Annotated in this window: 22 protein-coding genes; 8 read left to right on the top strand and 14 right to left on the bottom strand. The window is 60.5% G+C overall.

Features of this window, described 5'->3' with window-relative positions:
* Positions 1-2: 2 nt before the first annotated feature.
* From tcyL to ACEN8R_RS23010, 3 genes are all read right to left on the bottom strand, one after another.
* Positions 3-668 carry a cystine ABC transporter permease gene (gene tcyL / locus ACEN8R_RS23020; protein WP_007939566.1) on the bottom strand — a complete coding sequence of 222 codons (666 nt, stop codon included), beginning with the start codon at positions 666-668 and terminating at the stop codon, positions 3-5.
* On the bottom strand, positions 668-1,462 hold the full coding sequence (gene tcyJ, locus ACEN8R_RS23015; RefSeq protein WP_019581730.1) for a cystine ABC transporter substrate-binding protein: 795 nt from the start codon (positions 1,460-1,462) through the stop codon (positions 668-670). The genes tcyL and tcyJ overlap by 1 nt, the downstream gene beginning before the upstream one ends.
* Positions 1,463-1,801: 339 nt before the next feature.
* Positions 1,802-2,794, bottom strand: coding sequence for a D-cysteine desulfhydrase (locus ACEN8R_RS23010; RefSeq protein WP_018929333.1), 993 nt, complete (start codon positions 2,792-2,794; stop codon positions 1,802-1,804).
* 190 nt (positions 2,795-2,984) lie between these two features.
* Here ACEN8R_RS23010 and epsC point away from each other — a divergent pair, with 190 nt between their 5' ends.
* Both epsC and betT read left to right on the top strand, forming a co-directional pair.
* The gene (gene epsC, locus ACEN8R_RS23005; protein WP_018929332.1) at positions 2,985-3,911 is read left to right on the top strand and encodes a serine O-acetyltransferase EpsC; all 927 of its coding nucleotides are present in this window, start codon (positions 2,985-2,987) and stop codon (positions 3,909-3,911) included.
* Positions 3,912-4,338: 427 nt separating this feature from the next.
* Positions 4,339-6,294 carry a choline transporter BetT gene (betT, locus tag ACEN8R_RS23000; RefSeq protein WP_018929331.1) on the top strand — a complete coding sequence of 652 codons (1,956 nt, stop codon included), beginning with the start codon at positions 4,339-4,341 and terminating at the stop codon, positions 6,292-6,294.
* A gap of 14 nt (positions 6,295-6,308) precedes the next feature.
* Here the strand turns inward: betT and ACEN8R_RS22995 are convergent, their stop codons facing one another.
* Both ACEN8R_RS22995 and ACEN8R_RS22990 read right to left on the bottom strand, forming a co-directional pair.
* Positions 6,309-6,569 (bottom strand): hypothetical protein, encoded by a 261-nt coding sequence (locus ACEN8R_RS22995; RefSeq protein WP_018929330.1) that lies wholly within the window; start codon positions 6,567-6,569, stop codon positions 6,309-6,311.
* A gap of 56 nt (positions 6,570-6,625) precedes the next feature.
* The gene (locus ACEN8R_RS22990; protein ID WP_495624373.1) at positions 6,626-7,366 is read right to left on the bottom strand and encodes an SDR family oxidoreductase; all 741 of its coding nucleotides are present in this window, start codon (positions 7,364-7,366) and stop codon (positions 6,626-6,628) included.
* A 125-nt stretch (positions 7,367-7,491) separates the two neighbouring features.
* Between ACEN8R_RS22990 and ACEN8R_RS22985 the strand changes: the two genes are divergently transcribed.
* From ACEN8R_RS22985 to mgrA, 4 genes are all read left to right on the top strand, one after another.
* Positions 7,492-8,382: a LysR family transcriptional regulator gene (locus ACEN8R_RS22985; RefSeq protein WP_018929328.1), complete on the top strand. Its 891-nt coding sequence runs from the start codon at positions 7,492-7,494 to the stop codon at positions 8,380-8,382.
* Between the two features lie 128 nt (positions 8,383-8,510).
* Positions 8,511-8,693, top strand: coding sequence for a type II toxin-antitoxin system HicA family toxin (locus ACEN8R_RS22980; RefSeq protein WP_018929327.1), 183 nt, complete (start codon positions 8,511-8,513; stop codon positions 8,691-8,693).
* Positions 8,690-9,154 (top strand): type II toxin-antitoxin system HicB family antitoxin, encoded by a 465-nt coding sequence (locus ACEN8R_RS22975; RefSeq protein ID WP_008005174.1) that lies wholly within the window; start codon positions 8,690-8,692, stop codon positions 9,152-9,154. The genes ACEN8R_RS22980 and ACEN8R_RS22975 overlap by 4 nt, the downstream gene beginning before the upstream one ends.
* Before the next feature lie 166 nt (positions 9,155-9,320).
* Positions 9,321-10,358, top strand: coding sequence for an L-glyceraldehyde 3-phosphate reductase (gene mgrA / locus ACEN8R_RS22970; protein ID WP_018929326.1), 1,038 nt, complete (start codon positions 9,321-9,323; stop codon positions 10,356-10,358).
* A 53-nt stretch (positions 10,359-10,411) separates the two neighbouring features.
* Here the strand turns inward: mgrA and tauD are convergent, their stop codons facing one another.
* The 7 genes from tauD to ACEN8R_RS22935 form a co-directional block, all read right to left on the bottom strand.
* Entirely contained in the window at positions 10,412-11,254 is an 843-nt protein-coding gene (gene tauD / locus ACEN8R_RS22965; RefSeq protein WP_018929325.1) for a taurine dioxygenase, read from the bottom strand.
* 39 nt (positions 11,255-11,293) lie between these two features.
* The gene (gene tauC / locus ACEN8R_RS22960) at positions 11,294-12,142 is read right to left on the bottom strand and encodes a taurine ABC transporter permease TauC (RefSeq protein ID WP_018929324.1); all 849 of its coding nucleotides are present in this window, start codon (positions 12,140-12,142) and stop codon (positions 11,294-11,296) included.
* Positions 12,139-12,933: a taurine ABC transporter ATP-binding subunit gene (gene tauB, locus ACEN8R_RS22955; protein ID WP_018929323.1), complete on the bottom strand. Its 795-nt coding sequence runs from the start codon at positions 12,931-12,933 to the stop codon at positions 12,139-12,141. The genes tauC and tauB overlap by 4 nt, the downstream gene beginning before the upstream one ends.
* A 16-nt stretch (positions 12,934-12,949) precedes the next feature.
* The gene (gene tauA, locus ACEN8R_RS22950; protein ID WP_018929322.1) at positions 12,950-13,927 is read right to left on the bottom strand and encodes a taurine ABC transporter substrate-binding protein; all 978 of its coding nucleotides are present in this window, start codon (positions 13,925-13,927) and stop codon (positions 12,950-12,952) included.
* Positions 13,928-14,222: 295 nt separating this feature from the next.
* A complete protein-coding gene (gene gshA / locus ACEN8R_RS22945) occupies positions 14,223-15,806 on the bottom strand; it encodes a glutamate--cysteine ligase (RefSeq protein ID WP_018929321.1) in 1,584 nt (527 codons plus the stop codon).
* A gap of 214 nt (positions 15,807-16,020) precedes the next feature.
* Positions 16,021-16,404, bottom strand: a complete 384-nt coding sequence (locus ACEN8R_RS22940; protein ID WP_018929320.1) for a PaaI family thioesterase — start codon at positions 16,402-16,404, stop codon at positions 16,021-16,023.
* Complete coding sequence (locus ACEN8R_RS22935; RefSeq protein WP_018929319.1) at positions 16,404-18,728, bottom strand: Tex family protein; 2,325 nt, start codon at positions 18,726-18,728, stop codon at positions 16,404-16,406. The genes ACEN8R_RS22940 and ACEN8R_RS22935 overlap by 1 nt, the downstream gene beginning before the upstream one ends.
* A 362-nt stretch (positions 18,729-19,090) precedes the next feature.
* Here ACEN8R_RS22935 and ompR point away from each other — a divergent pair, with 362 nt between their 5' ends.
* The gene (gene ompR, locus ACEN8R_RS22930) at positions 19,091-19,831 is read left to right on the top strand and encodes an osmolarity response regulator transcription factor OmpR (RefSeq protein ID WP_007939544.1); all 741 of its coding nucleotides are present in this window, start codon (positions 19,091-19,093) and stop codon (positions 19,829-19,831) included.
* Between the two features lie 115 nt (positions 19,832-19,946).
* Positions 19,947-21,260: an ATP-binding protein gene (locus ACEN8R_RS22925; RefSeq protein WP_007939543.1), complete on the top strand. Its 1,314-nt coding sequence runs from the start codon at positions 19,947-19,949 to the stop codon at positions 21,258-21,260.
* A 181-nt stretch (positions 21,261-21,441) separates the two neighbouring features.
* Here ACEN8R_RS22925 and rimK read toward each other — a convergent pair whose 3' ends face one another.
* Both rimK and rimB read right to left on the bottom strand, forming a co-directional pair.
* Complete coding sequence (gene rimK, locus ACEN8R_RS22920) at positions 21,442-22,347, bottom strand: 30S ribosomal protein S6--L-glutamate ligase (protein WP_018929318.1); 906 nt, start codon at positions 22,345-22,347, stop codon at positions 21,442-21,444.
* On the bottom strand, positions 22,344-22,823 hold the full coding sequence (gene rimB, locus ACEN8R_RS22915; RefSeq protein ID WP_018929317.1) for a retropepsin-like aspartic endopeptidase RimB: 480 nt from the start codon (positions 22,821-22,823) through the stop codon (positions 22,344-22,346). Before rimB ends, rimK begins: the two co-directional genes overlap by 4 nt.
* Positions 22,824-23,008 lie beyond the last annotated feature (185 nt).

Genomic DNA, 23,008 nt, shown 5'->3' with positions numbered 1-23,008 from the left:
GGTCAGGACTCCTGGTCGTGCCGATTGACCCGCTCTTCCAACTTGTTCTGCAGGTGCGAAAGCACCGTGGCCAGAACCCAGTAGATCAGCGCGGCGGCAAGATACATGGTGAAAATTTCGAAGGTACGGGCGGTGATCAGCTGCGCCTGGCGGAACAGCTCCGGCACCTGAATGGTGGCCGCCAGCGCGGTGTCCTTGACCAGCGAGATGAAGCTGTTGCCCAACGGTGGCAGGGCCGTGCGCATCGCTTGCGGCAGAATGGCCCGGCGCAGGGTTTGCGCGCGGGTCATGCCGATACTGGCCGCAGCTTCCCATTGGCCGCGCTCGATAGAGCTGATCGCGGCACGCAGGATTTCGCAGGCGTAGGCCGCCATGTTCAGCGAGAAGCCGATCAGGGCTGCCGGCAGCGGATCAAGTTCGATACCCAATTGCGGCAAGCCGTAATAGATCACGAACAGTTGCACCAGCAACGGCGTGCCGCGAAAGAACGACACGTAGATGCGGGAAATCCAGCTCACCAGTTTGAAGCGCGACAGGCGCATCAACGCCAGGCCGAAGCCCATCAGCAGGCCGAAGAACATTCCGCCCAGGCTCAGGATGACCGTGTAATACGCGCCCTTGAGCAGGAAGGGCGCGGAGTCCAGCGCGAGTTGGAAAGCTTCTCCCATTATTGAGTGACGTCAGCGCTGAAGTATTTTTCCGAAAGCTTTTTCAGCGTACCGTCGGCACGCAGCTTGTCGATGGCTTTGTTCACCGCGGCCAGCAGTTCAGGCTCGCCTTTGCGCAGGGCAATACCGGCTTCCTGGCGGGAGAACGCTTCGCCGGCAGCGGCAGTGTCCTTGGCCTTCCTGGCGTATTCCAGCGCGGCCAGGCGGTCGATCAGAATGGCGTCGATGCGGCCGACGCGCAGATCCTGGAACTTGCTCGGGTCATCTTCGTAGGTGCGGACGTCAGCCTTAGGCACATTCTCTTTCACCCACTGCTCGTAGTTGGTGCCCAGGCCTACGCCGACTTTCTTGCCGGCCAGATCGGCGGCGGTCTTGATGGTGTCTTTGTTTTTGGTCAGGGTCAGCGCCTGAATCCCGGAAACGGTGTACGGCTCGGAGAAGTCGTACTTCTTCTTGCGCTCTTCGGTGATGGTCACCTGGTTGATCACCGCGTCCAGACGCTTGGATTCCAGGGCCGCGAGGATGCCTTCCCATTTGGTCGGCTGCAGTTTGACCTTCACGCCCAGCTCTTTGGCCAAGGCTTCGGAGAACTCGACTTCGAAGCCGCTCAGTTTGCCGGCCTCGTCGACGAAGCTGAACGGTGGATAAGTGCCTTCCAGGCCGACGTTGATCACGCCCGCGTCCTTGATCTTTTGCAGTTGCTCTCCGGCAACCGCTTGCCCGAGCAGACCGGCGCTCAGCGCCAGGCCCAACGAGCCCACCAGCAGATTTCTACGTAGTGCGGAAAAATTCATGACAAGCCCCTGTGTTTTCTTATGGAAGACGCTTAAGGAAAGTTGGCAAATTCGGGATTTGAACGACTGCGATATCCTGCCCTAAAGCAGCTTATGCGTCTCGCTGCAAATTCGCCTGCGGCGCGACTATATGATGGGATTTTTAGATTGGAAAATAATAAATATTAAGTTTGTTATTCTTTAAATGAATATTTGAGGAGTGCATTCCTGTGGCGAGGGGGCTTGCCCCCGTTCGGCTGCGAAGCAGTCGTAATGTCTGCTGACTCGATATGACTGCCGGACACAAGGGGCCGCTGCGCGACCCAACGGGGGCAAGCCCCCTCGCCACAGGACTATCGGCTATAAAAAGTCTTTGTAGGCAAACAACGCCGGCGCTCCACCGGTGTGCAGGAAGATGATCGGGCCCGCATCGAAGCGCTGGCGCCCGATGCCGTCGAGCAAACCAGCCATGGCCTTGCCGGTATACACCGGGTCCAGCAACAATCCTTCCTGGCTCGCCAACAGCTTCACCGCCGCCAGCGTCCCGGCATTCGGCTCGCCATAACGCGGGCCGAAATATTCGTCCCACAGTTCGACTTTGAAACTCGCCGGCAGGCCCACGCCTAACAGCTCGGCAGTGCGTTCGGCGAGGCCCTGGACTTTCGGTCGTTGAGCTTCATCGCTACGGGAAACGGTCACGCCGATGACTGGCAAATCCGGCAGTACTTCGCTCAATGCCAGCGCCAGGCCGCTATGGGTGCCGGCACTGCCGGAAGCCAGGACTACGGCGGCGAATTGCAGCCCGGTGTCCTTGATCTGCTCGGCCAGTTCCAGACCCGCACGGACATAACCCAAAGCGCCCACCGCATTGGAGCCACCAATCGGCACCAGATAGGGTTTCTTGCCGTTGCTGCGCAGACGTGCGGCCAGCGCTTGCAATTGCTCGTCAGCGTTGTCGAGGTTTTCCACCAGTTCGACCTTGGCATCGAACAGGTCCAGCAACAGCCGATTGCCATTGCCGAGGTAGTTGCTATCGTCAGTGCCGAGCGGGTTCTCCAGCAGCGCCACGCAGCCCAGGCCAAGCTTGGCCGCAATGGCGGCGGTTTGGCGTACGTGGTTGGACTGGATCGCGCCAGCGGTGATCAGCGTATCGGCGCCCTGGGCCAGGGCATCGGCGGCGAGGTATTCGAGTTTGCGCAGCTTGTTGCCGCCCAGTGCCAATGGCGTCAGGTCATCGCGTTTGACGTACACATCGCGGCCCAGCCAGGTCGACAGGCGTTCGAGTTTTTCCAACGGGGTAGGGTGACCGAGCAGGTCGAGGCGGTTAAAACGGGCAAGCTGTTGTTTGATCATGGGTCCGTACTGGCGGAGGAAGATGTCAGGACTATAGGCACGGGTATTTAGCGGGGCAACTGCCAATCGCTTATAGCCAAAAGTATTGCTCCCAGCACTATTGGTTCTTAATTCGGCTGCAAGTCGTTGCCGTAAAGTAATCGCCGTCAGCGCGGCCAGACAGTCCGGCCGCCCGTGAGGAGTTTTTACCGTGAGCGAGCGTTCCAGCCATTGGCAATTGCAGACCATCGTCAGCCAACTGCGTACGGCGCGCGACCAGTGGCGCGCACAAAACGGCCGCGCCAGCACCGAGCAGGGCGGTCGCGAGTTGCCGTCCCGAGCGGCCATGGCGGACATTCTCGAAGCCTTGTGCGGTGCGTTGTTTCCGATGCGTCTGGGGCCGGTGGATTTGCGCGAGGAGAGTGAGGACTTCTACGTCGGCCACACACTCGACGTGGCGTTGAATGCATTGCTGGCTCAGGCGCGGCTCGAATTGCGTTACGTCGCTCGCCACAGTGCCGGGGTCGATTCTGAAGTCGAAGCCAAGGCCATCCGGATCATTCAGGACTTCGCCCTCGCTCTGCCGGAATTGCGCAGCCTGTTGGACACCGACGTGCTGGCGGCCTATCACGGCGATCCGGCGGCTCGCAGTGTCGATGAAGTGTTGCTGTGCTACCCGGGAATCCTGGCGGTGATTCACCATCGCCTGGCCCACCATTTGTACCGCGCCGGGTTGCCGTTGCTGGCGCGGATCAGCGCGGAAATCGCCCACTCGGCCACCGGTATCGACATCCATCCTGGCGCGCAGATCGGTCGCAGTTTCTTCATCGACCACGGTACGGGTGTGGTGATCGGCGAAACCGCGATCATTGGTGAGCGGGTGCGGATTTATCAGGCCGTGACGTTGGGCGCCAAGCGCTTCCCGGCGGACGAAGACGGCCAGTTGCAGAAGGGCCATCCGCGGCATCCGATCGTCGAGGACGACGTGGTGATCTATGCCGGCGCGACGATTCTGGGACGGATCACCATCGGCAAGGGCTCGACAATTGGTGGCAACGTCTGGCTGACCCGCAGCGTGCCAGCGGGGTGCAACCTGACCCAGGCGAATCTGCAGCATGATGACGGGACGCAGAAGTAAGGCTCCCTGATATTTGCTGACTGACATGCAGTCTTCGCGGGCAAGCCTCGCTCCTACAGAATCAGTGTCGATCGGGGACTTGGCGACCGACACAAAATCTGTAGGAGCGAGGCTTGCCCGCGAATGGTTTCAAGCCAAACCGAGATAATGGCATCCAGCTAATTTTCCACAGAACAAATCCCGTAAACCCCGCGTCATACCCTTCCTTGCACTCGCGCAGAAAAGCTACCGCCGAGCCCTGCGATTAGTCCTTAGCACCCTATTCATGTTTAACTTGAACGTTCATTCAAGTTAAACCGGTGGTTCGCCGCCCGCTCACAACAGGAGGCTTGCCTTTGCTGAGTCCGATTTTTACAGCCACGTTTTCCCCCCTCGAGGTGCACCTTTCGTGAGTGCATCGTCCATTCCCGCAAGCGGCCAGGTCCGCATGAATCCGCCGGTGTTTTATTTCGCGGCGACCTTCATTTTGTTGTTCGCCGTCGTGGTCATGGCGATCCCCGAACAGGCCGGTGCCTGGCTGTTGCAAGCGCAAAACTGGGCGGCCAATACGGTCGGCTGGTACTACATGCTCGCGATGACGCTGTATCTGGTCTTCGTGGTGGTCACCGCCTTGTCCGGCTACGGCAAGATCAAGCTCGGTGCCGACCACGACGAGCCCGAATTCAGTTACTTGTCCTGGGCCGGCATGCTGTTCGCCGCCGGGATCAGCATCACGCTGTTTTTCTTTTGCGTGTCCGAACCACTTACGCATTTGGTGCAACCACCGCAAGGCGAGGCCGGTACGGCGGAGGCGGCGCGTCAGGCGATGCAGATTCTGTTTCTGCACTGGGGCCTGCACGGCTGGGGCGTGTTCGCCTTCGTCGGCATGGCGCTGGCCTATTTCGCCTATCGGCATAACCTGCCGCTGGCCCTGCGTTCGGCGCTGTACCCGCTGATCGGCAAGCGCATCAACGGGCCCATCGGTTACGCGGTGGACGGCTTCGGCATCATCGCCACTGTGTTCGGCCTCGGTGCCGACATGGGCTTTGGCGTATTGCACCTCAACTCCGGCCTGGACTACCTGTTCGGCATCGCCCACACCCAGTGGATTCAGGTCGGCCTGATCACGCTGATGATGGGCGCGGCGATCATCGTCGCGGTGTCTGGCGTCGATAAAGGCGTGCGGGTGATGTCCGACATCAACATGCTGCTGGCCTGTGCGCTGCTGCTGTTCGTGTTGTTCGCCGGTCCTACCCAGCACTTGCTCAATACCCTGATCCAGAACCTTGGCGATTACCTCGGCGCCTTGCCGATGAAGAGTTTCGACCTCTACGCCTATGACAAACCCAGCGACTGGCTGGGCGGCTGGACGGTGTTCTACTGGGCCTGGTGGATTGCATGGTCGCCGTTCGTGGGCCTGTTCATTGCGCGGATTTCCCGTGGCCGGACCATCCGCGAATTCGTCTTCGGCGTGCTGTTGATCCCGCTCGGTTTCACCCTGGCGTGGATGTCGATCTTCGGCAACAGCGCCATCGATCAAGTTCTCAATCACGGCATGAGCGCGCTCGGCATGTCGGCCATCGACAACCCGTCGATGACGCTTTACCTGTTGCTGGAGACCTACCCGTGGAGCAAAACCGTGATCGCGGTCACGGTGTTCATCAGCTTCGTGTTCTTCGTCACCTCCGCCGACTCCGGCACCGTGGTGTTGTCGACCTTGTCCGCCAAGGGTGGCAATCCCGATGAGGACGGGCCGAAATGGCTGCGAGTGTTCTGGGGCGCGATGACGGCACTGGTGACCAGCGCACTGCTGTTCTCCGGCAGCATTGATGCCTTGAAGTCGGCGGTGGTGCTGACCTCGTTACCGTTCTCGATGATTTTGCTGCTGATGATGTGGGGCCTGCACAAGGCGTTTTATCTGGAGTCGCAGAAGCAGATCGCGCAATTGCATTCCCTCGCGCCGGTGGCCGGTTCGCGACGCGGTGGATGGCGTCAGCGCTTGAGTCAGGCGGTGCATTTTCCGTCTCGGGATGAGGTCTATCGCTTCCTTGATACAACGGTGCGCCCGGCCATTGAGGAAGTGACCGCCGTGTTTGTCGAGAAGGGGTTGCATGTGGTCACTCAGCCCGATCCGGCCAACGACAACGTTAGCCTGGAAATCGGTCACGGCGAACTGCATCCGTTCATCTATCAGGTGCAAATGCGCGGCTACTTCACACCGTCCTTCGCCCGTGGCGGCATGGGTTCCAAGCAACTCAACAACCGTCGCTACCACCGTGCCGAAGTGCATTTGCGCGAGGGCAGTCAGGACTACGATCTGGTGGGTTACACCAAGGATCAGGTGATCAACGACATCCTCGACCAGTACGAACGGCACATGCAGTTTTTGCATTTGGTGCGTTGATCGACCGGTGGCGCTCAGGTCTCGCTGCTCAACACCATGAACAGCACCAGTGCCGCCACCGGTACGCCGAACACCGCGCTGCCCACCACCAGTTCCGCGCTCAACGGTTGGCCAGCGTTGACCATTCCGACTGCGCCGTTGATCAAGGTCAACGCCAGCCACAGCACGACAAAGCTGTAGGCCAGGGTCTGACGAGAGAAACCGATTTTCTCGCCGATGAACAGCATCAGTGCCAGCAGGATCAGGCCGAAGAAGATGATGATCGTGGTGTGCATGATGCGTTCCGTCCTTCAGATGTGTGCTGCCTTACGGCCCAATACATCGAGCATAGTTAAACCAACCCGCCGTTAACGCGCAGGATTTGCCCGTTGACCCAGGCCGAATCCGGGCCGACCAGGAAGGACACGACGCGGGAGATGTCTTCTGGCTGAGCCAGGCGTTCCAGCGGTGGCATCTTGGCGAAGGTCTGGATCTGTTCTTCGCTCTTGCCGTGCAGGAACAGGTCGGTGGCGACCGGGCCCGGGGCCACGGCGTTGATGGTGATGTTGCGACCGCGCATTTCCTTGGCGAACACTTGGGTCAGGGATTCCACTGCCGCCTTGCTGGCGATGTACACCGCATAGCCCGGCAGGTTCATGCCGACGGTGCTGCTGGAGAAGTTGATGATCCGGCCACCACTGTTCAGGCGCGTTGCCGCTTCACGCAGAGTGTTGAAAGTGCCGCGAGCGTGGATGTTGAAGTTCTGGTCGAACAGTTCGTCGCTGTGTTGCGCCAGCGGCAGCACTTTGAGGATGCCGGCGTTATTGACCAGCACGTCGACCTTGCCCAGTTGGGTTTCGGCTTCGTCGAACAGCCGGCGTACATCGTCGGCGTTGGCCACATCAGCCTTGATCGCTATGGCCCGGTGACCGGCCTGACGCAGTTTTACCACCAGTGCCGACGCCTCGGTGGCGCTGTTAGCGTAGTTGATGGCGACGGCGAAACCTTGGGCGGCCAGTTGCTGGGCGATCACGGCACCAATGCCGCGGGAGGCGCCGGTCACGATGGCAACTTTCGAAGTTTGAGTAGTCATGGCGTTGATTCCTTGGAGTGGCTGAGTTGTGGAGCCAGATTCACATGTTTACTCAGGGTGATAGATGCACGAGAGTTGCCTTTACTGTTCAATAATCGCCAACAATCGATCGTCAGGAGCGCCGTATGGATCAAGTCAAGGCGATGAAGGTTTTCGTGCGGATCTACGAGCGCAGCAGCTTCACGCTCGCGGCCGATGACCTGAACCTGCCGCGTGCCACCCTGACCCATACGCTGAATCAGTTCGAAGCCTGGCTCGGCACCCGTTTACTGGAGCGCAGCACGCGCAAGGTCCGTCCTACGCTGGATGGCGAGGCGTACTACTTGCGTTGCGTGCAGTTGTTGGCAGAACTGGAAGAAGCCGAACTGGCATTTCGCGGCGTTGCGCCGAAAGGCCGATTACGGGTGGATCTGCATGGCACGTTGGCCAAGCACTTTGTAATCCCGGCGTTGCCGCAATTCATGGCGCGCTACCCGGACATCGAACTGTCCATCAGCGAAGCCGACCGTTTCGTCGACCTGATCGCCGAAGGCGTTGATTGCGTGTTGCGCGCCGGCACCTTGGGCGACTCGGCGCTAATCGGTAAACGTGTCGCCAACCTGCGCCAGATCACCTGCGCCAGCCCGGCATACTTGCGTAAGTACGGCGAACCGAAAAACCTCGAAGACCTGAAAAACCACCGCGCGGTGAACTACGTTTCGCGCACCACGGCCAAGCTGTTTCCATTCGAGTTCATGGTGGATGGCGAGCTGAAAGAAGTGGCCATCGATGGCGCGTTGTCGGTGTTCGGCGCGGAGATTTATGCGGCCTCGGCAATTGCCGGATTGGGGCTGATTCAGTGCCCGCATTACCGAATGGAAACGCAGATTGGCCAAGGGTTGGTGCAGGAAATCCTCACCGACACACCGCCGCCATCGATGCCGGTTTCGGTGTTGTATCCGCATAACCGACACATGTCGCCACGGGTTCGGGTGTTTGTGGATTGGTTGGGGGAGGTGTTTGCGGGTGCCCGGTAACCGATGGTCTGCGAGCAATCTGGCCTGCTTGTGTTCGGCTAATATTTATCAGAGTGTGTATCGTGTGTATTGAAGGTGTGATCATCGCGTAATGTGCTCAGCAGATGCTGCCCACAAGGACGAAGGTGATGCGAAGTCGGGAAATGATCAGGATGATCGAGGAGGATGGTTGGTATCTGGTGGCCGTGAAAGGTAGCCATCATCAGTACAAGCACCCGTGTAAGTCAGGCAGGGTGACGATAAAACACCCTGATTCGGATCTTCCAAAAGGCACGATCAACAGCATATTGAAACAGGCGGGTCTGAAATGAGACCCGACATCGGAAACGAAAGCCTCGAAGGGGCCACATCACAGGAAGGACTCATCGAAATGAAATTCCCGGTCGTTCTGCACAAGGATGCCGACTCAGAATACGGAGTGATTATCCCGGACGTGCCGGGATGCTTCTCCGCAGGCGCTACAGTGGCGCAGGCATTTGAAAACGTGAAAGAAGCGTTGGCTTTGCACTACGAAGGTCTGGTCGCCGATGGTGATCCACTTCCGCAGGTGCGTGAAATTGACGCTCATCTTGATAACCCTGATTACGCTGGCGGTGTGTGGGGTGTGGTCGAATTCGATATCACACCCTATTTCGGCAAGTCGGTGCGCTTCAATGCCACGCTTCCTGAGCAGTTGCTTGAGCGTATCGATCAGACGGTCAGACGAGATCAGCGATATAGCTCAAGGTCTGGCTTTTTGGCGGCTGCCGCGCTACGTGAGTTGTCGGCGTAAGTGTTGGGCGTGGATATCGACTCTATGGGGGAACTCAGTTTTTCATAATCTATGAAACGTTTCAGCAATTAGTCGAATCCGGGGTTTCCTGGCGTTTGTCTGGGCGTATGCTGGGCAGCTTGCAAAGCAGTCGATACCCCATTCAAGACCCACAAGAGAGGATTCGATGACCTACACCGCTGCCGAGAACCGCTACGACTCTATCCCTTACCGCCGCGTAGGCCGCAGCGGGCTGGTGCTGCCGGCACTGTCGCTGGGCCTGTGGCACAACTTCGGCGACAGCACGCCGATCGACACCCAGCGCTCGCTGCTGCGCACGGCGTTCGATCTGGGCATCAACCACTTCGACCTGGCCAACAACTATGGCCCGCCGTACGGCAGCGCCGAGATCAACTTCGGTCGTTTGCTGCGCGAAGACTTCAAGCAGTACCGCGATGAGCTGATCATCTCCAGCAAGGCCGGTTGGGACATGTGGCCCGGCCCTTACGGCCAGGGCGGCGGGTCGCGCAAATATGTGCTGGCCAGCCTCGACCAGAGCCTGCAACGCCTGGGCCTCGATTACGTGGACATCTTCTATTCCCACCGTTTTGACCCGGACACCCCGCTGGAAGAAACTGCCAGCGCACTGGCCACCGCCGTGCAACAGGGCAAGGCCTTGTACATTGGCATCTCGTCTTACTCCGGGGTGAAAACCCGGGAAATGGCCGCGTTGCTCAAGGAGTGGAAAGTTCCGCTGCTGATCCACCAGCCGGCCTACAACCTGCTCAATCGCTGGGTGGAAAAGGACCTGCTGGATGTCACCGACGAACTCGGTACCGGCGTGATCGCCTTCACGCCGTTGGCGCAGGGCCTGTTGACCGACAAATACCTCAACGGCATTCCGAAGGATGCGCGGGTCAATCGCCCGGGCGGTGATTCATTGCAGTCCTCTCACCTGTCCGAAGCCAACATCGCCCAAGTGCGGGCGCTCAATGAGATCGCCAAGCGTCGTGGTCAGAGCCTGGCGCAACTGGCGTTGGCCTGGACCCTGCGCGATCCACGGGTGACCTCGGCGCTGATCGGCGCGAGCCGGCCGGAGCAGATCATCGAGAACGTCGGGGCGCTGAAGAACCTGAGTTTTAGCGTGGAAGAACTGGCGGAGATTGATCGATTTGCCCAGGAGGGCGGGATCAATCTGTGGGAGAAGCCTTCGATGGCTGAGTAACTGAGTACTGTTCGTTCCCATGCAGAGCGTGGGAACGATCGGGAACTGGCGGCTCAACGAAAAAACGGCACATCCCCCAACACCGTCGCCCGCTGCATCACCCGCCGTGCCGGGCGGTAATCATCCACCGCGTAATGCTGGGTCACGCGGTTATCCCAAAACGCGATGTCGTTTTTTTGCCAGCGCCAGCGAATGGTGAAGTCCGGCTGTGTGGTGTGGGCGAACAAGAACTTCAGAACTGCTTCGCTCTCGGTTTCCGACAACTCATTGATCTTCGATGTGAAGCCCTCATTGACGAATAACGACCGGCGCCCGCTCACCGGGTGTGTACGAATCACCGGGTGTGACAGTGGCGGGTTCTTGCGCCGGGCTTCTTCCCACTGGGCCAGCGCCTCCGGCGTGTTGCCATAGCGCTCCAGTGGAAACGAGCGGGTGAAATCGTGAGTGGCGGTCAGCCCCTCGAGCAAGGTTTTCATCGGCGCGGACAACGCTTCATACGCCGCAATGCCGCTGGCCCACAGGGTGTCGCCGCCAAACTCCGGCAGCAACTTGGCGCTGAGCACCGCGCCCATCGCCGGGGTCGGCAGGAACGTCACATCGGTGTGCCAGATCGCGTTGTCCCGCACGTCGGTGACGGCGGTGTCGAGGATCAGCACTTCCGGTTGTTCCGGCACGTTCGGGTAGATCGGATGAATATGCAGGTCGCCGAAATAAGCGGCGAATCGCGCCTGTTGCTGTGGTTCGATCGGCTGGTTACGGAAGAACAGCACCTGATACTTGAGCAGCGCCTGCCCGATGGCGGCGCGTTGTTCCGCGTTCAGCGGCTGACTGATGTCGACGCCGCTGATTTGCGCGCCGAGGGCGCAGCTTAAAGGGACGATAGTCAGGTGGCTCATGGTGGTTCTCTTCAATCCGGGGTGTCGACACATGAATATTCAGTGAGCCTGGCCATGCCACGGCACCAGTTTGCGCTGCAGGGCGCGCAGGCCCATCTCCATGGCGAAGGCGATCAGCGCGATCACCAGAATCCCCAGCACCACCACATCGGTGACCAGGAACTGCGCCGCCGACTGCACCATGAAGCCCAAACCGCTGGTGGCAGCGATCAACTCGGCAGCCACCAGCGTCGACCAACCCACGCCCAAGCCAATGCGCACGCCGGTCAAAATGTCCGGCAAGGCACTGGGCAGAATCACATGGCGAATCAACTGCGCCCGAGTCGCACCCAACGACTGCGCGGCGCGCAATTTCGCCGGGTCGACGGTGCGCACGCCGGTGGCGGTGGCGATGGCTATCGGGGCGAAGATCGCCAGGTAGATCAGCAACACTTTCGACAGCTCACCGATGCCGCACCAGATCACGATCAGCGGCAAATACGCCAGGGGCGGAATCGGGCGGTAAAACTCGATCAGCGGATCGAGAATGCCGCGAGCAATGCGGTTGTGGCCGATGGCAATGCCGATCGGCACCGCGGTCAGCACTGCGAAGCCCAGGCCCAAACCGATGCGGCTGAGGCTCGCGCCCAAGTGCTGCCACAAGGTCGAATCCATGTAACCGCTGGTCACCAGCAACCAGCCTTTTTGCAGCACGGCGGAGGGGGGCGGCAGGAACAGTGGTTCGATCAAACCGGTGGCGGTGACGGCCCACCAGATCGCCAACAGCGCGATCAGTGTCAGCACGCTGATCCAGCGGGTGCTGATACGGCGGCGTAGCGCGATCACCGCCGAGCCCTTCACCTTTGAACCGGGTTTTACCGTTGCGGCGGGAATTCCATAGCTGCTCATGCGTGCTCCTGCCGCTGGACGGCACTGCGTTGGGAGAACACTTTGGCGAGCACGTGTTCGCGGGTTTCGATAAAACGCGGGTCGGACTTGATCGAGCGCGCCGATTCACCTGCGGCGTAACGTTGGCCAAAATCCAGGCTCAGGCGCTCGACGATTTGCCCGGGATTCGGCGCCAGCAGAATCAGGTCGGTGGCGAGGAACACCGCTTCTTCAATATCGTGGGTAATCAGGAACACCGGTTTGGCGGTGCGTTGCCAGACTTGCAGCAGCAGCTCCTGCATCTGTTCGCGGGTGAAGGCATCCAGGGCGCCGAAGGGTTCGTCCATCAGCAACACCCGAGGGTCGGCGGCGAGGGCGCGGGCCAGGCCGACACGTTGTTTCTGCCCGCCCGAGAGTTGCCAGATGCGGCGGTTTTCGAAACCGGAAAGGTCTACCAGCGCGAGCATTTCCCGGGCGCGCTGTTCACGTTTTTCCCGCGCGGCGCCGGCCAGTTCCAGGCCGAAGCCGACGTTGGCCAGCACGTCCTGCCAAGGCAGCAGGGCGTCGTCCTGAAACACCACGCCGCGCTCGGCGCTCGGGCCTTTGACCGGCACGCCGTCAAGGGTGATGCGCCCGGCGCTGGGCTCGACGAAACCGGCAATCAGGTTCAACAGCGAAGTCTTGCCACTGCCGGAAGGGCCGAGGGCGACCAGCAACTGCCGGGGCCCAAGGCTCAGGGAAATATCCGCCAGCACAGGTTCCGCTGCACCGGGGTACTGTGCGCTGATGCGCTCCAGCTGTAGCAAAGCCATCGCGGTTAACTCCCGATCAGTTGGTGATGTACTTGGCGCTGACGTACGGCGCGTAGTCCGGCAGCACAGCCTCGACCTTGCCCTGTTCCTTGAGGAACGCCGCGGTGTCGGTAATGGCCTTGGTGGTCGGCGCGCCGAGGGTGATCACCTGATCAGCCGCCAGCGGATACACGTTGCCTTGCAGCAGCAGCGGAATATCGCTGGCCTTGGCACCGGAGAGTTTCACCAGTTTGTCGACGTTGCTTTGGTTGGCCAGCCAGGCTTGCGGATCCTTGCGGTAGTCGGCGTAGGCATCGAGGGTCACTTTGGCGAATGCGGTGACGATCTCCGGATGCTTCTCGGCGAAGTCCTTGCGCACGATCCAGGCATCGAAGGTCGGCGCGCCGAACTTGGCCAGTTCGCCGGAAGTGATCAGCACTTTGCCGTTTTCCTTGGCCACACCGAGCGCCGGGTCCCACACGTAGGTGGCGTCGATGTCACCGCGCTTCCATGCCGCGATGATCGCTGGCGGCGCGAGGTTGAGCACGGTGACTTTCGACGGGTCGATGTTCCAGTGTTTTAGCGCTGCAAGCAGGCTGTAGTGGCCGGTGGAGACGAACGGTACGGCGACTTTCTTGCCGATCAGGTCTTGCGGGGTCTTGATCCCGGACCCGTCGCGCGCGACCAAGGCTTCGGCGGCGCCGATCTGGGTGGCGATGAGGAAGGTTTCCACCGGGACTTTGCGGGTGATTGCCGCCGTCAGGGGGCTGGAGCCGAGATAGCCGATCTGCACATCGCCGGAAGCGATGGCGGCGATGATGTCGGCGCCGCTATCGAATTTGCGCCAGTCGATACTGGCTTTGGTGGCTTTTTCGTAGGCGCCGTCGGCTTGGGCGACTTTGGCCGGGTCAACGGTGGTCTGGTAGGCGACGGTCACGTCTGCCGCCTGAGCCAGGAAACTCGCCGCAGCCAACGACGCGGCCACCAGGAGGCGAAGGGGGGAAATCAGTTTCATGGGAAGCTCCTTTTCAGACGACCGGGAGTCGGCGTGAAAAAGAGACTAAATGATATAAGAAACTTAAAATAAATAACTTTTTAGAATTAGCATATGAGCGGAAAATTCTAAGGGAGAATAGTCGTGTATTGCTCTTGTGGCGAGGGAGCTTGCTCCCGCTGGACCGGGCTGGCGCTCCAGGCCGAAGGACTCTCAAAAAAAGCGAAGGTGTTGTGCCAGATTAAACACCGTCGCAGATTTTACGGCTGCTGCGCAGCCGAGCGGGAGCAAGCTCCCTCGCCACAGAGGTTTACGTCTAATTGCTGATCGCCAGAATGCTCGCCTGATACGCTCCGACAAACACATCGAAATCGCCGACTTCATTCTGTTCAAGTTCAGCCTGTTGAGCCAACGACGAACGCGCCAACTCTTCAAACCTGGCCTGTTCTTCGCCTGAAAGCGGCTCGCTGCGGAAAAACTCCGCATGCACCTGGCTTTGGCGCAAGGAGAACTGGGCGAAGCTTTCCTTGTGCTCGGCCATCGCTGCCAGCACCTGGGCCGATGGCGTCAGGGACGAGTCCTGGACCTTGGTCATTTGGGCGTCCAGCGCCTTGCTGTGGGCATCGCCGCCATGGCTCTGATCCAGCAGCGCCGCCAATGGTGCAATCTTCTCCAGCAATTCGCCGGCCCATTCCTTCATGTCCACCGCTTGCCCGTCGCGTTGCAGTTGCAGGCCCGGACGACGACCTTCCTTGACCACGCTGAGGAAGTTTGACGTTGCGTTACCGCAGCTGGTACTGGTCAACAGCGGGCTGTCGTTCAGCGCGCAGTACAGCAGGAATGCGTCGAGGAACCGTGATTCGGTGAGGTCGATGCCCATCGGCAGGAACGGGTTGATGTCCAGGCAGCGGACTTCGACGTACTGGATGCCACGGGCCACCAGCGCCTGAATCGGCCGTTCGCCGGTGTAGGTCACACGCTTGGGGCGGATGTTGGAGTAGTACTCGTTTTCGATCTGCAGGATGTTGGTGTTGAGCTGAACCCACTCACCGTCCTTGTGCGTACCCACCTCGACGTACGCTGGATACGGCGTAGCTACCGCTTTGCGCAGGCTGTCGGTGTAGCTGGTCAGATCGTTGTAGCACGGCGTCAGGCCGGCTTGGGCGTTGCTCTGGTAACCCAGATCGCTCATGCGCAGGCTGGTGGCGTACGGCAGGTACAAGGTGTCCGGATCCAGTTGTTCCAGTTGATGCGAGCGACCGCGCAGGAAACCGGCGTCCAGCGCAGGGGACGCGCCGAAAAGGTACATCAGCAGCCAGCTGTAGCGACGGAAGTTGCGGATCAGCGCGATGTAGGCTGACGACTGATAATCGCGGTCGGTGCCGACAAAGCCTTCGGCCTCTTTAAGCAGCGGCCAGAGCTTTTCCGGCAGGGAAAAGTTGTAGTGGATCCCGGCGATGCACTGCATCGTCTTGCCGTAACGCAGGGCCAGGCCCTTGCGATAGACGTACTTGAGCTGACCGATGTTGGAGGTGCCGTAATAGGCGATCGGGATGTCTTCCTCGGCCGGCAACGGGCACGGCATCGATGGACTCCACAGGTACTCGTCGCCGAGTTTGCTGTAGGCAAACCGGTGAATCTTGTCCAGGCTCGCCAGCGTATCCGCCGGGTCTGGCAGGGCCGGCGTGATGAACTCCAGCAGCGACTCGGAGTAGTCAGTGGTGATTTGTTCGTTGGTCAGCGCGGAACCCAATGCTTCGGGGTGCGGCGTTTGCGCCAGGCGCCCTTCGCCTGTCACGCGCAGGCATTCACGTTCGATGCCGTGAAGGCACTGTTCGAGCAGAGAGAGGTTAGCGCGCTCGCCGAGCAGAGCCAGGCGGCGGTTGAGAAGTTCGCTCAAGTTGGATTCCTTCACGCGTCAGTCGCCCCAATATGGGGGTGGGCAAGACGGTCTACAAGGGTGAAGTTGAAACTGGCGTTTTCGCCTGGTTCTTGAGCCATACAGGCCCGTATTGAAAGGCCAACTTCAATCCTTGAATCTGGCAGACACGAGCGAAGGAAACTCCGACGCTGTAGTCACAGCGCCGAAATTAACTCAAATTGATGATTGGGGGCTACAGGACAGCGAACGTGCCTTGTGCTTTTGCGACCAGTTTGTCGCCTTGCATCACATCGGCCTCGACGACAAGCGTGCGACGGCCCGGGTGGATCACCCTGGCCGTGCACATCACTTCACCGTCGGCGACGGCGCGGATGTAGTTGATCTTGCACTCGATGGTCGCGCTTTGCTGGTCAAAGCCGTGGGTGCTGGAGCAGGCCAGCCCCATGGCAATGTCCACCAGACTGAACAAAGCCCCGCCGTGCAGCTTGCCGCCGCGATTGCGCAACTGTGGCTCCAGCGCCAGGGCGACTTGCGCCACCCCGGTGTCCAGGCTGTGCAAGCGACACCCCAGCAGCTTGAAAAACGCGCTTTCGGTCAAGCCGGCCGGGATCTCCATCAGCGTTTCTTCAACTGCTTGGCGTTGGCGAACAGCGACGCCATGGCGTTGTTGGTCGGAGCCGCTGCCGGGGTTTCCTTGCGCGGCGCGGTGTTCTGGGATTGGCGCGGAGCCGAGCCCGGACGTGCACCACGGGCACCGTCGATCTTCTCGCCCGGGGTGTCGCTCATGCGCATCGACAGGCCGACGCGTTTGCGCGGGATATCGACTTCCATGACCTTCACCTTGACCACATCACCGGCCTTCACCGCTTCGCGTGGATCCTTGATGAACTTCTCCGACAGCGCGGAAATGTGCACCAGACCGTCCTGATGCACGCCGATGTCGACGAAGGCACCGAAGTTGGTCACGTTGGTGACCACGCCTTCGAGGATCATGCCCAGTTGCAGGTCCTTGAGGTCTTCGACGCCGTCCTGGAACTCGGCGGTCTTGAACTCGGGACGCGGGTCGCGGCCAGGTTTTTCCAGCTCTTGCAGAATGTCGGTGACCGTCGGCAGGCCGAACGTTTCGTCGGTGTACTTCTTCGGGTCCAGGCGCTTGAGGAACGCGGCGTCGCCGATCAGCGAGCGAATGTCGCGGTCGGTTTCAGCGGCAATGCGCTGCACCAGCGGATAGGCTTCCGGGTGAACCGCCGACGAATCCAGCGGGTTGTCGCCATTCATTACGCGCAGGAAGCCGGCGGCCTGTTCGAAGGTTTTTTCACCCAGTCGGGCGACTTTCTTCAATGCCGCACGGGTTTTGAACGCACCGTGCTCGTCGCGGTGGGCAACGATGTTCTGCGCCAGGGTCGCGTTGAGGCCGGAGATGCGCGCCAGCAGCGCCACGGATGCAGTATTCACGTCCACGCCCACGGCGTTCACGCAATCTTCGACCACTGCGTCCAGGCCGCGCGCCAGTTTCAGCTGCGACACGTCGTGCTGGTATTGGCCAACGCCGATGGATTTCGGATCGATTTTCACCAGCTCGGCCAGCGGGTCCTGCAAGCGACGAGCGATGGACACCGCGCCACGGATCGACACGTCCAGGTCCGGGAATTCCTTGGAAGCCAGTTCCGAAGCCGAGTACACCGATGCGCCGGCCTCGGAGACCATGACTTTGGTCATCTTCATGGCTGGGTATTTTTTGATCAGTTCAGCCGCCAGTTTGTCGGTTTCGCGGCTGGCGGTGCCGTTGCCGATGGCGATCAGGTCCACCGAATGCTTGGCGCACAGGGCGGCGAGCACGGCGAGGGTCTGGTCCCACTTGTTGTGCGGCACGTGCGGGTAAACCGTGGCGTGGTCCAGCAGCTTGCCGGTGGCGTCGACCACGGCGACCTTGCAGCCGGTGCGCAGGCCCGGATCGAGGCCCAGGGTGGCACGCGGGCCGGCCGGCGCGGCCAGCAGCAGGTCGTGCAGGTTGTGGGCGAACACGTTGATCGCTTCGGTTTCCGCGCCATCGCGCAGCTCGCCCAGCAGGTCGGTTTCCAGGTGGGTGTAGAGCTTGACCTTCCAGGTCCAGCGCACCACTTCGCCCAGCCATTTGTCGGCGGCGCGGTTCTGGTTCTGGATGCCGAATTGCTGGCCGATCATGCCTTCGCACGGGTGCATGGTGCCCGGCAGTTCGTCACCGACTTTCAGCGCGGAGCTGAGAATGCCTTCGTTGCGGCCACGGAAAATCGCCAGTGCGCGGTGGGACGGCATGCTTTTCAGCGGTTCGTCGTGTTCGAAGTAGTCGCGGAACTTGGCGCCTTCCTCTTCCTTGCCGGCGATCACGCGGGCACTGAGGGTGGCTTCCTGCTTGAGGTAATTGCGCAGCTTGTCCAGAAGACCGGCGTCTTCGGCGAAGCGCTCCATGAGGATGTACTTGGCGCCTTCGAGGGCGGCCTTCACATCGGCCACGCCTTTTTCGGCGTCGATGAAGCGCGCCGCTTCGGTTTCCGGGTTCAGGGTTGGATCGTTGAACAGGCCGTCGGCCAGTTCGCCGAGGCCGGCTTCCAGGGCGATCTGGCCCTTGGTGCGGCGCTTCTGCTTGTACGGCAGGTACAAGTCTTCGAGGCGGGTCTTGGTGTCGGCGAGCTTGATGTCGCGCTCAAGTGCAGGGGTCAGCTTGCCTTGCTCCTCGATGCTGGCGAGGATGCTGATACGCCGTTCGTCGAGTTCTCGCAGGTAGCGCAGACGCTCTTCCAGATGACGCAGTTGCGTGTCATCGAGGCTGCCGGTCACTTCTTTCCGGTAGCGGGCGATGAAGGGCACCGTGGAGCCTTCATCGAGTAGCGCGACGGCCGCTTCGACCTGTTGTGGGCGGACGCCGAGTTCCTCGGCGATGCGGCTGTTGATGCTGTCCATAAAACCACCTGACAAATTGTGAAAGCAGGCTCGCAGGCGCGGAAATAGGGCCTTCGCGAGTCTGGTTGAGCGGCCTGGCGAGCGCCGCTACCTGGATCAACAGGCATTGCCGTTGACCCGTGAAATCGAACAATTACTGCCAGCGCCATGAAAATAAAAAGTGGTTGCCGGCAATAACGATCAGACGTTGCCTGACACAAAAGGCCGCGCATTATAACCAGCGTTGTGTCATTCGGGGGCATTGCAGGCTGTAGGCGAAAAGACTGGTTTTCTGGCGGTGAAGGAAAAATCTGCTAACAATGCACACGGTGCGTATAACGGCAGCTACGCCATAATGCGCGCCGAGATCAAAGGAGCATCCAATGAGCAGCACTGCACAAACTGCTGAAGGCGAAAAAATTCTTATCGTTGACGACGATCCAGGGCTGAGCAGCCTGCTGGAACGCTTTTTCGTCAGCAAGGGCTACCGTGCCCGCGCCGTCCCGAACACCGAGCAAATGGACCGCCTGCTGGCGCGTGAAGTGTTCAACCTGGTCGTCCTCGACCTGATGCTGCCCGGCGAAGACGGCCTGACCGCCTGCCGCCGCCTGCGCACGGCGAACAATCAGATTCCAATCATCATGCTCACCGCCAAGGGCGACGAGCTGAGCCGCATCAAGGGCCTGGAGCTGGGCGCCGACGATTACCTGGCCAAGCCGTTCAACCCGGACGAGCTGATGGCCCGGGTCAAAGCGGTGCTGCGGCGCCAGGCAGCACCGGTGCCGGGTGCGCCGGGCAGCGAAGACGAAAGCGTGACCTTCGGTGACTACGAGCTGTCCCTGGCCACCCGCGAACTCAAGCGTGGCGACAAAGTGCACATGCTCACCACCGGTGAGTTCGCGGTGCTCAAGGCGCTGGTCATGAACGCCCGTCAACCGCTGACCCGCGACAAGCTGATGAACCTGGCCCGTGGCCGCGAGTGGGATGCCCTGGAGCGTTCCATCGACGTGCAGATATCCCGTCTGCGCCGGATGATCGAGCCCGATCCGTCCAAACCGCGCTACATCCAGACCGTCTGGGGCGTGGGCTACGTGTTCGTTCCGGATGGCGCCGCCACGAAGTGATCGGTGATTTGTAGGAGCGGGTCCTGCGGGCAACGGGTCGGATGACCTTTCCCGCAGACTCGCGATCCGCAATATGCGAGCATCGCTCGCTCCTGCAAGTGTGTAGCGGTTACCCATGAAAACCCCTGTTTGGTTCCCCCAGAGCTTCTTCTCCCGCACCCTGTGGCTGGTGCTGATCGTCGTCCTGTTCTCCAAGGCGCTGACCCTGGTTTATCTGTTGATGAACGAAGACGTGCTGGTGGATCGCCAATACAGCCACGGCGTCGCCCTGACGCTGCGCGCCTATTGGGCCGCCGATGAAGAGAACCGCGCGAAGATTGCCGATGCCGCGACCCTGATCCGGGTGGTAGGGGCCGGTGTGCCCGAAGGCGAGCAGCACTGGCCGTACAGCGAGATCTACCAGCGACAGATGCAGGCCGAACTGGGTGCCGACACCGAAGTACGATTACGCATGCACTCGCCACCGGCGCTGTGGGTCCGGGCGCCCAGCCTGGGCGATGGCTGGCTGAAAGTGCCGCTGTATCCGCATCCGTTGCGCGGCCAGAAAATCTGGAACGTGCTCGGCTGGTTCCTCGCCATCGGCTTGTTGTCGACCGCTTCGGCGTGGATTTTCGTCAGCCAGCTCAATCAACCGTTGAAACGTCTGGTCTATGCCGCGCGGCAACTCGGTCAGGGCCGCAGCGTGCGTCTGCCGATCAGCGACACGCCGAGTGAAATGACCGAGGTCTATCGCGCCTTCAATCAGATGGCCGAAGACGTCGAACAGGCGGGGCGTGAGCGCGAGCTGATGCTGGCCGGGGTGTCTCACGACCTGCGCACGCCGCTGACCCGTTTGCGGCTGTCCCTGGAACTGATGGGCGATCACAGCGACCTGACGGACGACATGATCCGCGACATCGAAGACATGGACGCGATTCTTGACCAGTTCCTGGCCTTCATTCGCGACGGTCGTGACGAGTTGGTGGAAGAAGTGGACCTGAGCGATCTGGTTCGCGAAGTCGCCGCACCGTACAACCAGAACGAAGAAAAAGTGCACTTGCGCCTGGAGCCGATCCAGCCGTTCCCGTTGCGTCGGGTGTCGATGAAGCGGCTGCTGAACAACCTGATCGGCAATGCGCTGCATCACGCTGGCAGTGGAGTGGAAGTGGCGGCTTATGTGTCCGGGGATACCAGCGCGCCGTATGTGGTGCTGAGTGTCATGGACCGTGGCGCGGGGATTGATCCGTCGGAGCTGGAAGCGATTTTCAACCCGTTCACCCGTGGCGATCGGGCCCGGGGCGGAAAGGGGACGGGGTTGGGGCTGGCGATCGTGAAACGGATCGCCTCGATGCATGGCGGGAATGTCGAGCTGCGCAACCGCTCCGGTGGTGGGCTGGAAGCGCGGGTTCGGTTGCCGCTTGGGTTGATGTTGCCGCGGGATGCGGTTTAAGCGTCGTACACAACCTCTGTGGCGAGGGAGCTTGCTCCCGCTCGGTTGCGCAGCGACCGTGAAATCAGGCAACCGTATTTCAATGAAAAAACACGGTTGCCGGTTTCGGGAGTCCTTCGGCCTGGACCACCAGCCCGGTTCAGCGGGAGCAAGCTCCCTCGCCGCAGGGCCTGAGTAAGCTTCACCCTTTACCTTTGGTCCGCGTCATATTTGGCCCGCCATTCTTCTCCAGATGCTCGATGATGATCCCCGCCACGTTCTTCCCGGTGGTGGTTTCAATCCCTTCCAGACCCGGCGACGAGTTCACTTCCATCACCAACGGGCCGTGATTGGAACGCAGGATATCCACACCCGCCACTGCCAAACCCATGACCTTCGCTGCACGCAACGCGGTCATGCGCTCTTCCGGGGTGATCTTGATCAGGCTCGCGCTACCGCCGCGATGCAGGTTGGAGCGAAACTCCCCCGGCTTGGCCTGGCGCTTCATCGCCGCGATCACCTTGTCACCGACCACGAAACAGCGAATGTCCGCGCCGCCGGCTTCCTTGATGTACTCCTGAACCATGATGTTCTGCTTCAAGCCCATGAAGGCCTCGATCACCGACTCCGCCGCCGTCGCCGTTTCACACAGCACCACGCCGATGCCCTGGGTGCCTTCCAGCACTTTGATCACCAGCGGTGCGCCGTTGACCATCTCGATCAAGTCGGGAATGTCATCCGGGGAGTGCGCAAAACCGGTGACCGGCAAACCGATCCCCCGGCGCGACAGCAATTGCAGGGAACGCAGTTTGTCTCGGGAACGGGCGATGGCCACCGACTCGTTGAGCGGAAACACCCCCATCATTTCGAACTGGCGCAGCACCGCGCATCCATAAAACGTGACCGATGCGCCGATCCGCGGGATCACCGCATCGAAACCCTCCAGCGGTTTGCCACGGTAGTGGATTTGCGGCTTGTGGCTGGCAATGTTCATGTAGGCGCGCAGGGTGTCGATCACCACCATTTCATGGCCACGCTCTACACCGGCTTCGACCAGACGACGGGTGGAATACAGACGCGGATTCCGCGACAGCACAGCGATCTTCATGCAACACCTGTGGAGAGGGTAGATACCGGGAACACCGGCTTGTCTTGTACATATTTGATGCCCGGATTGACCACCAACTGGCCGTCGATCAGGGCTTTGGAACCGAGTAACAGGCGATAACGCATGGACTTGCGGCAGGCGAGGGTGAACTCGACCCGCCAGACCCGATCACCGAGGGCCAGGGTGGTACTGACCACATAGCGCATCTGCGCGTGGCCGTTGGAGCTTTTAATGGTTTTCATCGTTACCAGCGGTGCTTCGCAGCGCCGGTGCCGCAATTGCACCACCGTGCCCAGGTGCGCGGTGAAGCGCACCCACTGTTCGCCATCGCGCTCGAACGGCTCGATGTCGGTGGCATGCAGGCTGGAGGTACTGGCGCCGGTGTCGATTTTTGCCCGAAGGCCCGCGACTCCCAAATCCGGGAGCGCCACCCACTCGCGCAGACCGACAACGGTCAAATGGTCAAATGTCTTCAAAAGTGCTCAACCGGCAAAAACCGCTCAGGCCGTGTGCGGCCGAATTCGCGGTATTCACGCAGAATAATGGGTAAAAGGCGACAGATATCTACGGCCCGGATTTTCATCCCTCAAACAGGGGGGGAATGCCTGCATTCTAATCCACGGCGTTGTGATTCATGGCACGACAGAAACGGTAGTACAGT

Source organism: Pseudomonas sp. Pseusp15 (assembly GCF_059492165.1).
The sequence above is the reverse complement of the archived record's forward strand: the minus strand, read 5'-3'. Positions and strand labels throughout refer to the sequence as shown.